Annotated in this window: 12 protein-coding genes; 4 read left to right on the top strand and 8 right to left on the bottom strand. The window is 72.7% G+C overall.

All coding sequences use genetic code 11. The features are described 5' to 3' along the window. Entirely contained in the window at nucleotides 1-537 is a 537-nt protein-coding gene (locus ACWBNA_RS12730; protein WP_482704421.1) for a hypothetical protein, read from the top strand. A 46-nt stretch (nucleotides 538-583) separates the two neighbouring features. Here the strand turns inward: ACWBNA_RS12730 and ACWBNA_RS12725 are convergent, their stop codons facing one another. The 5 genes from ACWBNA_RS12725 to ACWBNA_RS12705 all read right to left on the bottom strand — a co-directional run bounded on the left by ACWBNA_RS12725 (nucleotide 584) and on the right by ACWBNA_RS12705 (nucleotide 5,794). Continuing rightward, nucleotides 584-1,132: a PadR family transcriptional regulator gene (locus tag ACWBNA_RS12725; RefSeq protein WP_482704420.1), complete on the bottom strand. Its 549-nt coding sequence runs from the start codon at nucleotides 1,130-1,132 to the stop codon at nucleotides 584-586. Nucleotides 1,133-1,163: 31 nt separating this feature from the next. Further along, complete coding sequence (locus tag ACWBNA_RS12720; protein WP_482704419.1) at nucleotides 1,164-3,179, bottom strand: NADPH-dependent 2,4-dienoyl-CoA reductase; 2,016 nt, start codon at nucleotides 3,177-3,179, stop codon at nucleotides 1,164-1,166. Nucleotides 3,180-3,282: 103 nt separating this feature from the next. Continuing rightward, nucleotides 3,283-4,128, bottom strand: a complete 846-nt coding sequence (locus ACWBNA_RS12715) for an oxidoreductase (RefSeq protein ID WP_482704418.1) — start codon at nucleotides 4,126-4,128, stop codon at nucleotides 3,283-3,285. 293 nt (nucleotides 4,129-4,421) lie between these two features. Next, a complete protein-coding gene (locus tag ACWBNA_RS12710; RefSeq protein ID WP_482704417.1) occupies nucleotides 4,422-4,787 on the bottom strand; it encodes a hypothetical protein in 366 nt (121 codons plus the stop codon). 131 nt (nucleotides 4,788-4,918) lie between these two features. Next, nucleotides 4,919-5,794, bottom strand: coding sequence for a hypothetical protein (locus ACWBNA_RS12705; RefSeq protein ID WP_482704416.1), 876 nt, complete (start codon nucleotides 5,792-5,794; stop codon nucleotides 4,919-4,921). Nucleotides 5,795-6,103: 309 nt separating this feature from the next. On the opposite strand from ACWBNA_RS12705, the gene ACWBNA_RS12700 reads away from it, so the two are divergent. Then, nucleotides 6,104-8,179, top strand: coding sequence for a SpoIIE family protein phosphatase (locus ACWBNA_RS12700; protein WP_482704608.1), 2,076 nt, complete (start codon nucleotides 6,104-6,106; stop codon nucleotides 8,177-8,179). 44 nt (nucleotides 8,180-8,223) lie between these two features. Here ACWBNA_RS12700 and ACWBNA_RS12695 read toward each other — a convergent pair whose 3' ends face one another. After that, nucleotides 8,224-9,102, bottom strand: a complete 879-nt coding sequence (locus tag ACWBNA_RS12695) for a putative protein N(5)-glutamine methyltransferase (protein ID WP_482704415.1) — start codon at nucleotides 9,100-9,102, stop codon at nucleotides 8,224-8,226. Between the two features lie 263 nt (nucleotides 9,103-9,365). On the opposite strand from ACWBNA_RS12695, the gene ACWBNA_RS12690 reads away from it, so the two are divergent. Beyond that, nucleotides 9,366-9,767 carry a MarR family winged helix-turn-helix transcriptional regulator gene (locus tag ACWBNA_RS12690; protein WP_482704607.1) on the top strand — a complete coding sequence of 134 codons (402 nt, stop codon included), beginning with the start codon at nucleotides 9,366-9,368 and terminating at the stop codon, nucleotides 9,765-9,767. A 23-nt stretch (nucleotides 9,768-9,790) separates the two neighbouring features. On the opposite strand, the gene ACWBNA_RS12685 is transcribed toward ACWBNA_RS12690, so the two are convergent. Then, complete coding sequence (locus ACWBNA_RS12685) at nucleotides 9,791-10,558, bottom strand: GNAT family N-acetyltransferase (protein ID WP_482704606.1); 768 nt, start codon at nucleotides 10,556-10,558, stop codon at nucleotides 9,791-9,793. 20 nt (nucleotides 10,559-10,578) lie between these two features. Beyond that, nucleotides 10,579-11,505: an NADP-dependent oxidoreductase gene (locus tag ACWBNA_RS12680; RefSeq protein WP_482704414.1), complete on the bottom strand. Its 927-nt coding sequence runs from the start codon at nucleotides 11,503-11,505 to the stop codon at nucleotides 10,579-10,581. A gap of 216 nt (nucleotides 11,506-11,721) precedes the next feature. Here ACWBNA_RS12680 and ACWBNA_RS12675 point away from each other — a divergent pair, with 216 nt between their 5' ends. Beyond that, nucleotides 11,722-12,327, top strand: a complete 606-nt coding sequence (locus ACWBNA_RS12675; RefSeq protein WP_482704413.1) for a sulfite oxidase-like oxidoreductase — start codon at nucleotides 11,722-11,724, stop codon at nucleotides 12,325-12,327. Nucleotides 12,328-12,401: the final 74 nt, after the last annotated feature.

Genomic DNA, 12,401 nt, shown 5'->3' with positions numbered 1-12,401 from the left:
ATGGACACTACTCAGCTACTGCTCCGCTCCGGCCTGACCGTCGCAGCCGCCGCCGCGCTGCCGCTCGCCCTGACCGCCACGCCGGCTGCCGCCGGCCCGGGCATCTCCGTGAGCACGACCGGGTCCACGGTCTCCGTCACGACCAGCGCCTGTACGCAGGTCAACGGCAACTGGGGCACCGCAGCGCTCCTGAACAGCAGCCAGGCGACCTTCGCCCAGGGCCGTCAGGTGTCGCTGTCCGGGACGAGCAACCTTCAGTCGGCGGCCTGGTCGGGCGTGAGCGCGGGCACCTACACCGTCATCGTCCGGTGCGCGGACAACAGCACCGCGGGCACCCAGTCGGTCATCGTGACGCCCGTGTCCACCCCCACGGTCTCCGCCACGGCCTCGCCGTCGCGCGGCGTCATGGGCGGTGTGGGCGGCGCCACGAAGGACTACGGCACTCTCACGCTGGTGGCCGGAGGGACCTTGGTGGGAGCGGGCGCGCTGGCCACCGCCTGGTTCCTGCGCCGCCGCGCGAAGCCCTACCGGCTCTGAGGGCCTGTGCCGGAAGCGGCGCCTGCCGGGCGGCGCCTGGCACGCGCTAGCCCGGCCCCTCCTCGAGGGCGGGCAGTTCCGCCAGGGCCTCGGTGAGCCACTGCGTCCAGAAGGTCTCCAGTTCGATGCCCGCGCGCAGGACCAGGTGCTGGAGCCTGGCCTGCGCGCTGTCGTTGCCGGGCGGGAAGTCGCGCTTCTCGATCTGTTCGTACTCGGCCAACTGCAGCCGGTGCAGGTCGAGATGGCGGCGCAGGTCGGACTCCAGGCCCGCGGTGCCGACGACGGCCGCGGCGCGCAGGCGCAGGAGCAGCGCGTCGCGGTGCGGCTTGGGGTCCTGCCCGGCGGCCGTCCACCGCCCCAGTTCGGCACGGCCGGCGGGCAGGACCTCGTAGCTCTTCTTCTGGCCGCGCGCCGGCTGCTCGGCGGGCAGCGCCCGGATGTAGCCCTCGGCCTCCAGTTTTCCCAGCTCGCGATAGATCTGCTGATGCGTCGCCGACCAGAAGTAGCCGATCGACCTGTCGAACCGGCGGGTCAGGTCGAGGCCCGACGACGGCCTTTCGAGCAGGGCGGTGAGGATCGCGTGCGGGAGTGACATGGGGTCATCCTAGGGAGGCCGTCACGCGGCCCTACAGCGTCGCCGCCAGCTCGGTGCCCTGCTTGATGGCGCGCTTGGCGTCCAGTTCGGCGGCCAGGTCGGCGCCGCCGATGAGGTGGACGCTGCGGCCCGCGGCGAGCAGCGCCTCGTACAGGTCGCGGCGCGGATCCTGCCCCGTGCACAGCACGACGGTGTCGACCTCCAGCACCGTGCTCGCGTCACCGACGGTGACGTGCAGGCCGGCGTCGTCGATACGGTCGTAGCTCACGCCCGGGACCATCGTGACGCCGCGGTGCTTGAGTTCGGTGCGGTGGATCCAGCCGGTGGTCTTGCCGAGGCCGGCGCCGACCTTGGTGGTCTTGCGCTGGAGGAGGTGGACGGTGCGCGGCGGGGCGGGGCGCTCGGGGGCGGTGAGTCCGCCGGGTGCCGCGTAGTCCATGTCCACGCCCCACTGGCGGAAGTACGTCGCCGGGTCCTCGCTCGCCTTGTCGCCGCCGTCGGTGAGGAACTCGGCGACGTCGAAGCCGATGCCGCCCGCGCCGAGGATCGCGACGCGGTCGCCGACGGGGGCGCCGTCGCGCAGGACGTCGAGGTAGCCGACGACGCTGGGGTGGTCGACGCCGGGGATGTCGGGGGTGCGCGGGGTGACGCCGGTGGCGACCACGACCTCGTCGTAGTCGGCGAGGTCGCCGGCGGCCACCCAGGTGTTCAGGCGTACGTCCACGCCGTGGGCGTCGAGCTGGTGGCGGAAGTAGCGCAGGGTCTCGTCGAACTCCTGCTTGCCGGGGACCTTGCGGGCGACGTTGAGCTGGCCGCCGATCTCGCTCGCGGCGTCGAAGAGGGTCACCTCGTGGCCGCGCTCGGCCGCGCTGACGGCACAGGCGAGACCGGCCGGCCCCGCGCCCACGACGGCCACCCGCCTGCGCAGCCGGGTCGGGGCGAGGACCAGTTCGGTCTCGTGGCAGGCGCGCGGGTTGACCAGGCAGGAGGTGATCCGGCCGCTGAAGGTGTGGTCGAGGCAGGCCTGGTTGCAGCCGATGCAGGTGTTGATCGCCTCGGGGCGGCCGGCCGCGGCCTTGGCGACGAAGTCGGGGTCGGCGAGCATGGGCCGGGCCATGGACACCATGTCCGCGCAGCCGTCGGCGAGCAGTTCCTCGGCGACTTCGGGGGTGTTGATGCGGTTGGTGGTCACGAGCGGGACGGAGACCTCGCCCATCAGCCGCTTGGTCACCCAGGTGTAGGCGCCGCGCGGCACCGAGGTGGCGATGGTGGGGATACGCGCCTCGTGCCAGCCGATACCGGTGTTGATGATGGTGGCCCCGGCGGCTTCGACGGCCTTGGCGAGGGTGATCACCTCGTCGAGGGTCGAGCCGCCCGGGACCAGGTCCAGCATGGACAGCCGGTAGATGATGACGAAGTCCTCGCCGACAGCCTCGCGCACCCTCCGGACGATCTCGACGGGGAAGCGCATGCGGTTCTCGTACGAGCCGCCCCAGCGATCGGTGCGGTGGTTGGTCTGCGCGGCGATGAACTCGTTGATCAGGTAGCCCTCGGAGCCCATGATCTCGACGCCGTCGTACCCGGCCTGCCGGGCCAGGCGGGCGGCGCGGGCGTAGTCGTCGATGGTCCGCTCGACGTCGGCGTCGGTGAGCTCGCGCGGCACGAAGGGGCTGATCGGTGCCTGGAGGGGGCTGGGGGCGACGAGGTCCGGGTGGTAGGCGTACCGGCCGAAGTGCAGGATCTGCATCGCGATGCGGCCGCCCTCGCGGTGCACGGCCTCGGTGATCTCGCGGTGCTGCTCGGCCTCGGCGTCGGTGGTGAGCTTGGCGCCGCCCTCGCCCGGCCGTCCCTCGTCGTTGGGCGCGATGCCGCCGGTGACGATCAGGCCCACTCCCCCGCGTGCCCGGGCGGCGTAGAACTCCGCCATGCGCTCGAAGCCCCGCTCGGCCTCCTCGAGGCCGACGTGCATCGAGCCCATGAGGACGCGGTTGGGCAGCGTGGTGAAGCCCAGGTCGAGCGGGGACAACAGGTGCGGGTAACGGCTCATCGGGCCCCTCCGTGCGCGGCGGTGTCGTGCCCTCCTGTTCTAGAGGACCGGACCAGCTTTATGCAACTAGTTGCACAATCAGGGAGGGGTGATGCCGACCACGTCAGGCGGCCGGGAAGTCCGCACCGAGGGTGACGTCCCGCCAGGTGTCGAAGGTGTCCCGGAGGGTGTCGAGCCGCGCGGTGGCGATGTCGTACGCGGCCTTTCCCAGCAGCAGGCGAAGCGGGGGCTCGGCCGACTCGACGGCGTCGACGACGGCCGCGGCGGCACGCAGCGGGTCCCCCGGCTGCTGACCGTAGGTGGCGAGGGTGCTGGTGCGTCGGGCGCCCGCGGTGTCCGCGTAGTCGTCGATCACGGTCGCGGACTGGCGCATGGAGGGGCCGGACCAGTTGGTGCGGAACGCGGCGGGCTCGACGATCGTCACCTTGATGCCCAGCGCGGCGACCTCGGCCGCGAGGGACTCGGACAGCCCTTCCACCGCGAACTTGGTCGCGTGGTAGTAGCCGGTGGCGCCGAACGCGGCGAGGCCGCCGAGCGAGGAGACGTTCACGACGTGGCCGGCGCGACGGGCCCGCATGCCCGGCAGCACGGCCCGGGTGGTCTCGACGAGACCGAAGACGTTGGTGTCGAACAGGGCGCGGATCTCCTCGTCCTCGCCCTCCTCGACGGCGGCGAGATAGCCGTACCCGGCGTTGTTCACCAGGACGTCGATCCGCCCGAACTCCGCTTCCGCCCGCTTGACGGCCTCGGCGACCTGGTCGGGTCGCGTGACGTCGAGGGCCAGGGTGAGGACGCGGTCGCCGTGGCCGGCGGCCAGTTCGGCGAGGGTGCGTGGGTCGCGGGCGGTGGCCGCGACGCGGTGACCGCGCTCAAGGGCGGTGGTGGCGAGGGCGTGGCCGAGGCCGGTGGAGCAGCCGGTGACGAACCAGACCGGTGTGTCGTCGTTCACGGGGTGTTCCTTGTCAGACGGTTCGGTGGATTCGGTGTCAGCGGCGGCCGCCTCCGCGCGTCTCGCCGCGACGGGACCGCGTACCGGACGAGCCGGGCGTCGCTGTCCCTGCCATCGACCCTAGGCCGGACCGTCGGCCCGCGGGGGTCCTCAGGGTGGCCGTGGTACTCCTACGATCGGCCCTCCCGGCCGTACATCGAGGCGGCCCGGCCGCGCACGTCGAGGCGGCCCGGCCGGTCGTCGTACCGACGTCGGCCGGGCCGGTCCGTGCCTCGGTCCAGTGGGCCTCGGACCTAGTGGCTCTCCAGCCGTACGTGCAGTTCCCTCTCCTGGTCGCCGGAGGCCGTGGCGAGGTCGTGCACGGTGAACAGGGAGTCGAGAGTCGTACGGAACCGGTCGACGGCCCAGTAGCCGCCCTGCACGTCGGCCGTGACGGACGAGCCGAGACTGGCCGGCGGGCAGCCCTCGTGCTCGTCGGCCACGTCGAAGGTCCCGAGCCACACGGTGGGACGTACCTCGTGGTGGTCCCGGGGTACGTCGTCCGCGCACCGGTCGGAGCCGAAGCACGCGCAGAGGGTGTCGAACACGATCCGGGCGTCCTCCTTGGTGCCACTCAGTTCCACGGAGACGGATTCCGGGTGCGGTCGCTCGCTGTCCATCGTGACGCTCCTCTCGTGGCCGCCCTGCGGTGCCGCGGGGCAAACCCTGCGGTACCGCACCCCACCCCCAGATAAGCACCACCGGGGGCAGAGCACTACCGGCACCGCCCCACATCCTCGACCGGGTGCGGTCAGCCCCGCGTGAAGCGGTACGTCTTGCTGTCGGTCAGGACGCAGAACCCCGGCGACACGACGATCACGCGCAGGGTGCCGGTACGGCGGTCGTAGTCGACGCCCTCCGCCTCGAAGGTGCCCGAGCAGGAACTGCGCAGGGGCAGCTGACGCAGCGCGGTGACATGGCCGGTGACGTCGGACGTGCCGTTCGGTTCGGCCGACAGGTCGATCTGCAGCAGCGGCTTGGTGATGCCGAAGAGGGTGCCGGCGGGATCGTCGGAGGAGCACAGCAGCTGGGTCGCGCTGAGGAAGTCGCAGCCCTGTACGTCGCGTACGGCGTGGTCCAGGCGGACGGTGGACGCCTGCGGGAGGTTCGCCGAGGGCGAGGTGCTCGCATTGACGCCCGGGGTGGGGAAGACCAGCAGCCGGCTCATGGTGCCGTACTCCCCCGCCAGCATCCACTGGCCGCCGGGCGTGACGGCGACCCAGGAGTTGTTCAGCGCCTCTCCGGAGCTCAGCGTGTGGACGTACTCCGACCAGGTCCCGCCCGGCGACTGCGCGCGGAACATCTTCGTGGTGCCGGAGTCCCGCTGGTAGGGCTCGATGTAGTGGCCGTCGTAGGAGGCGTCGGGGTCGCCCACGTGGTTCCAGCCTCGGCTGCTCAGGCCGACGGGGACGGTGCCGATCCCCGTGTACCGGTTGGCCGCCCCGGCCGGGACCTCGACGGAGGCCAGGCCCTGGCTCTCGGTCAGCGGGTCGGCCCGGTCGGAGCCCGCCTCGGTCCAGGCGTCGGCGGCGACGGCGGGTGGGGCGGTTCCCAGCACAGTGGCGGCGGTGAGGGCGACGGCGGCCGCGAGGACCGCGTGACAACGTTGCCGGGCACGCAGGGGCATGAAAGGGCTCCTCCGGGGGGTGGACGTACTCGGCGGACAGTGTGGCCCGTCTGAATGGTCATGTACAGACCAATGCGAGAACGAGGGGCGGCGACTCGGTCACGAGGCCGTGCTCCGGCCGTGCCCGAGGGCCACCGCCGTGTTGAGGGATGGTGGAAGAACCCTCCGATGACGTCGCGGAGACGGCTGGACGCGGTAGAACAGAGGGGTCGACACGGGCAACGGCGTGCCGCGAGGGCGGCCGAAGGCGGTGCGTGCAATGAGAGCAGCCGGGAGAGTCCGGTGACCGAGGGCGGCGAGCGGCAGGCGATGCCAGGCGACCCAGCCGCCGGCCCGGTGCGTGGTCCGGTGCGTGGTCCGGTCCAGCCCAGCGGGCTGCTCGACGTGCTCGGGGTGGCCTCGATCGTCCTGGACACCGAAGGACGCATCGTGCTGTGGAGCCCACAGGCCGAGGAGTTGTTCGGCTACCCGGCACGGGAGGCGCTCGGGCACTACGCGGCGCACCTGATAATCCACGAACAGCATGTCGACCTGGTGGCCAAGCTGTTCGCCGACGTCATGGAGACCGGTCAGGGCTGGGCCGGCGCGTTCCCCGTCCGGCACAAGGACGGCAGCACCAAGCTGGTGGAGTTCCGCAACATGCGGCTGCTCGACGACCGGGGCGACGTCTACGCCCTGGGCCTCGCCGCCGACCAGTCGACCGTACGGCGACTGGAGCGGGACGTGGCGCTGTCCACGCGGATGGTCACGCAGTCCCCGACCGGGCTCGCCGTCCTCGACACCGACCTGCGGTACGTCTCCGTCAACCCGGCCCTGGAGCGGCTCGACGGCATCCCTGCCGAGGACCACGTCGGACGGGCCATCGGCGAGGTCCTGCCGGAGATCGACGCCGAGGCCCTCGAGACCGCGGCCCGTCAGGTACTGGAGACCGGACAGCCGCTGCTCGGCCGGCAGAGCGTGGGCCGCACACCCGCCGATCCGAACGAGGAGCACGCCTGGTCGGTCTCGCTCTACCGGCTGGAGGACGCGGTCGGGACCGTGCTGGGCGTGGCCTGCTCGGTCGCGGACATCACCGAGCAGCACCGGGCGGAAGCCGAGGCCGAGGCCGCTCGCCGGCGGCTGGCCCTGGTCGCCGACGCCTCCGCCCGGATCGGCACCACCCTGGACCTTGATCGCACCGCACGGGAGCTGGCCGAGGTCGCCGTGCCCGACCTCGCGGACATCGCCGCCGTGGATCTCCTGGAAGCGGTGGTGCAGGGCAGGCCCAGCACCCTCGGTCCGGCGGATCCGGCCGTCATGCGGGCCCTGGCCGTGGAGGCGGACCGCGCCCCCGATGCCCTGTGCGCCGCCGACCCGCCCGGACAGGTGGCCCGGTACGCCCCCGACCGCCTGGTCACCGAGTGCGTGCGTACCGGACAGCCGGTCCTGGTCGCGCACGTCGAGGCCGGGGACCTGCCACGCATCGCCCGCTCCCCCGAGGCGGTCGGGCTGCTGGCCCGGGCGGGCGTGCACTCCTATCTGGCGGTGCCGCTGATCGCGCGCGGCGAGGTGCTCGGCTCCCTCGATCTCAAGCGCGCCCGCAACCCGCGGCCGTTCGCCGAGGACGACGTGCTGCTCGCCCGTGAACTGGCGTCCCGCGCGGCCGTGCAGATCGACAACGCACGCTGGTACCAGAACGCCCGCGACACCGCCCTCACCCTTCAGCGCAGTCTGCTGCCCAGCCATCCGGCCGTGACGGGCGGCCTGGAGGTCGCCTCGCGCTACCAGCCCGCGGGCGCCACCGCCGAGGTCGGGGGCGACTGGTTCGACGTGATCCCGCTGGACGGCGGCAAGACCGCGCTCGTGGTGGGCGACGTGATGGGCAGCGGCCTCAACGCGGCGGCGACCATGGGCCGACTGCGCACGGCGACGAACACCCTGGCCTCCCTCGACCTCGATCCGGCCCGGCTCCTGGAGCACCTCGACCGGATCACCGACGGGCCGGACCAGTCGATCGCGACCTGTGTGTACGTCGTCCACGACCCGGGGCTGCGGCAGTGCCGGATCGCCAACGCCGGGCACCTGCCGCCCGTCCGGCTGCGTCCGGGCCGCCCTCCGGAGCTGCTCGAACTGCCCACCGGGGCACCGCTGGGCGTGGGCGGCGTCGCCTTCTCCACCACGACCGTCGACCTCGAACCCGGCGACCGGCTGGTGCTCTACACCGACGGCCTCGTCGAGACCCGGCAACACCCGCTCGACGAGCGCCTGAACGCCCTGCTTGCCCTGCTCGACGGCCCCGACCGCCCGCTGGAGGAGGTCTGCGACCTCCTGCTGCGCACACTGCACCAGCCCGACAACTCCGACGACGTGGCGCTGCTCATCGCGCGGGTGCAGACCGCCCCCTGACCTGAGGTCTCAGGCACGACCGAGGTCGCCGCCGACGGCTTCGCTCAGCGCCCCCCGTTACGGCGGGGCGCCACCGCCCTACGGTCGCGCCACGGCCGGGTTCCGACCACCACGTTGGCGTACATCTCCTCGGACACGGCCAGGCGGGTGTCCAGGCCGCTGCTGACAAAGGCATCGACGGCCGCCGGCGCCTGGCGCTCGCTCGTCTCGACCAGGAGGCAGCCGCCCGGGGCGAGCCACCGGGGGGCCTGGGCCGCGACCCGGCGCAGGACGTCCAGGCCGTCCGCGCCGCCGTCGAGGGCGACCAGTGGTTCGTGGTCGCGTGCCTCGGCGGGCAGGAGGGCGACCTCGCCGGTGGGGACGTACGGCACGTTGGCCGCCAGGATGTCGACGCGGCCGCGCAGTTCGGCGGGGAGGGCGTCGAAGAGGTCGCCCGCGTGGACGTGACCGCCGACGGCGGCGACGTTGCGGCGGGCGCAGCGCACCGCGGCGGGTTCGATGTCGGCGGCGTGCAGTTCGACGTGGCCGAGCGCGGTGGCGAGGGCGGCGCCGACGGCACCCGAGCCGCAGCACAGGTCCACCACGACGGAGGCCTCGGGGACTTGGACGAGGGCCTGCTCGACGAGGAACTCGGTACGGCGGCGGGGCACGAAGACGCCGGGTTCCACGGTGATCCGCAGGCCCCGGAACTCGGCCCAGCCCAGGACGAGTTCGAGGGGCCGGCCCCCGACGCGGTCGTCGACCATGGCGGCCAGCACGGCCGGGGTGCGGGCGGCGGCCAGGAGCAACCGCGCCTCGTCCTCGGCGAAGACACAGCCGGCGGCGCGGAGCGCGGCCACGACAAAGTCACGGGACGAGGGAGAGGGCCGCGGCGAAGAGGGAGATGCAGGTGAGGGGGGAGACGGGGGTGACAGTGGAGGCATGGAAGCCGAGAGCCTTTCGGAAGCCGAAGGGTGCTCTCGCGGCCGCCTACTGGCGGTGGTCCGCGCCGGTTCGAGGAGAGAGCACCCGACCTGACACAGCGGTAATGGGTCTCACCTCCTTGGTCGTTCACGACGGGCACAGCGCGGACACACTACCCCAACGATCACGAGTTGTATTATGCAACCAGTGGCGTGAGGGAGGAACCGTGAAAGCATCCGCAGCAACCGTCGGTGACGCGGCCGTGGAGACCATCCAGCGCGAGATGACGTCCTTCGCCCGCCGGGCCCGGGCCTCGGCCGGACGGATGCATCCCGAGCTGTCGCTGGTCTCGTACACCCTGCTCGGGCACCTGGAGGAGAGCGGCGGCTGCCGCGCCACCGACCTGGCCGCGCACTACGCCCTCGACAAGTCCACGGTCAGCCGCCAGGTGACCGCCCTGGAGCGGGCCGGGCTCGTCGAGCGGCGCCAGGACCCGGAGGACCACCGCGTCCAGGTCCTGGACCTCACTCAGGCGGGCCGGCACATCCTGGCCCAGGTCACCGAGAGCCGCCGCGCCGCCTTCCGGGAGCGGCTCGCGGACTGGCCCGCGGAGGACCTGGAGCGGTTCGCCCGGTATCTCGTGCGGTACAACGCCTGGCCGGCGGCCGGCTCCGGGGAGGACTGATTCCCCCTACCGCCTCCCCGCGCCTACGACACCGTTGCGGCCGTACGTCCCTCCGGCAGCCGTTCCGGTACCCGGGCGGCCATGAAGGCGGTCGTACGGCGCAGCCGGAAGCCCAGGGACTCGTAGAGCCGGATGGCGTTCGTGTTGCCGGCGCCGGTGTGCAGGAACGGGGTCTCGCCACGGTCGCGGATGCCGTGGGCGACGGCGAGGATCAGCCGGCTCGCCAGGCCTTCGCCGCGGAAGGCCGGGTCCGTGCAGACCGCGCTGATCTCGGTCCAGCCCGGCGGGTGCAGCCGCTCGCCGGCCATGGCCACGAGGGCCCCGTCCCGCCGTATGCCGAGGTAGGTGCCGAGCTCGATGGTGCGGGGCAGGAACGGGCCGGGCCGGGTGCGGGCGACCAGGTCGAGCATCTCGGGCACGTCGTCGGGGCCGAGGCGGACCGCCTCGGGTTCCGGGGCGGTGGTCAGACCGTCGTCCACGAACTGGACGCCCTCTATGCGGAAGGTGATCTCCCAGTCGTCGGGGAGCCGCCCCCCGAACCCGAGCAGCGGCACCTCGGCGCCGGGACCGGCGAAGGCCGCGAGGTCGGCCCAGTCGCCGGCGTCGGGCTCGTCGGAAAGGGCCAGCCACGGCGTCACGTCCACGGGGTAGCGCAGGATCCGGCCGTGGCGCTCGGCGAAGTGGGCATGCGGTCCGGTCAGCGCGGCGCGGGCGGGGTTGTCGAGGACGTGGAGGGTGTCGCTGATCCGCGGGCGGTCGGCGGACCGTGCGATGTACCGGGGTCCGTCCATGGTCTTCGCGGCTTCGGTGGTCATCGGGCGACCTCGATCACGACCTTGCCTCGGGCGTGACCGCCCTCGACCGTGCGCAGGGCCTCGCCGGCCCGGTCGAGCGGGAACCTCTCCGTGATGTGCGGGTTCAGGTCGCCGTTCACCACGAGCTGCGCCACCGCCTCCAGGACGGCCGCCGTGCGGGCCCGGGCCACTCGGGCACCGCCCAGCCGCCCCACGTCCTCGGGCGGGGCACCGGCGGTGATCAACTTCGTCCGGTCGGTGAGCAGTTGGGCCGCCTCGGACAGCACGTCGCCGCCCACGAGGTCGTAGACCCCGTCGACGCCCTGGGGTGCGGCGGCCCGTGCCCGCTCGGCCCAGTCCGGCCCGGAGGTGACGTGCACGGCGCCGAGCGATTCGACGAAGTCCTTCTTGCCCTCGCTCGCGACACCGACGGCGCCCAGTCCGAAGGCGCGGGCGATCTGCAGGACCGCCGCGCCCACGCCGCCGCCCGCGCCGGTGACGAGCACGGTCGCACCGGACGGCAGGTCGAGCTGGCGGATCCCGTCGTACGCGGTCGCGGCGGCGACGGGCAGGGTCGCGGCGCCGGCGAAGGACAGCTCGGCGGGCTTGTGCGCGGCCACCGCGGCAGGCAGCAGGGCGTACTCGGCGTAGCCACCGGCGACCGCGTTGCCGAAGACCTCGTCCCCGACGGCGAACCCCTCGACGCCCTCGCCGACCTCTTCCACCACCCCGGAGGCCTCGCTGCCGAGGACGGCGGGGAACGCGCGGTCGCCCGGCTCACCGGGCCGGCGGTACCCGGTGCGCAGCTTCCAGTCCACGGGATTGACCCCGGCGGCTCGTACCGCGATCAGGAGCTGCCCGGGACCGGGCACGGGCCGGTCCACCTCGACGAGGGCCTCGGTCTCCGGACCGCCGTACCGCGTGAAGACGTACGCCTTGGGCACTGCTCCCACTCTCCTTCGCTGTCGCCGGTCAGGCGGTTGTATGAGACACGGGTCGCGACACCAGTCGGCAAGGAGGATCGGCGGTCCGCTATTCCCCGGGCGCCGGAGAGTTCACGCTGCCGCAATGATCGTGGGACCGCCCCGGAACCGCGACGGTCTGACGTGCGCGTACGGTTGACGCGTAAGACATTGCCGTCGCTGACACGCTGGACCCATATGAACGTCACCCGAGGCTTCACCGGACGCGCCCGTGTCCACAACCCGGGCCTGCCGCCCGGCCAGTACGACGCCAAAGACGACTGGCCCGTCCTGTCCGCGGAGGTCACGCCCGACCTGGCCCCCGCCGACTGGACGTTCCGTGTCGACGGGCTGGTCGAGGCGCCCCGCACCTGGGACTGGGCGCAGGCGCACAAGCTGCCCGCGTCCGTGTACGAGGGCGACATCCACTGCGTGACGAGCTGGTCGAAGTTCGGGGTGCGGTTCGGCGGCGTGTCGCTGGACGCGTTCTTGGATGTGGTGCGGCCACATGGCTCCGCGACCCATGCCGTCGCCTACTCGCACACCGGCTACACCACCAACCTCCCGCTCGCCGACCTGACCGGCGGGCGCGCCTGGATCGCCTGGGAGTACGACGGGAAGCCGCTGGCCGCCGAGCACGGCGGGCCGGCCCGGCTGCTGGTGCCGCACCTGTACTTCTGGAAGAGCGCCAAGTGGATCGCGGGCCTGCGGATCCTCGACCACGACGAGCCGGGTTTCTGGGAGCAGAACGGCTACCACGAACGCGGCAATCCCTGGGAGGAGCAGCGGTACTCCGGTGACTGAGACGTCCACTTCCCCCGGCTCCCCCGGTACCACGTCCCCTGGCCTCCTTTCCCCCGGCTCCTCTCCCTCCGGCT

The organism is Streptomyces sp. Q2, assembly GCF_056820935.1.
Note: the sequence above shows the minus strand (reverse complement) of the source record. Positions and strands in the feature narration are given on the sequence as shown.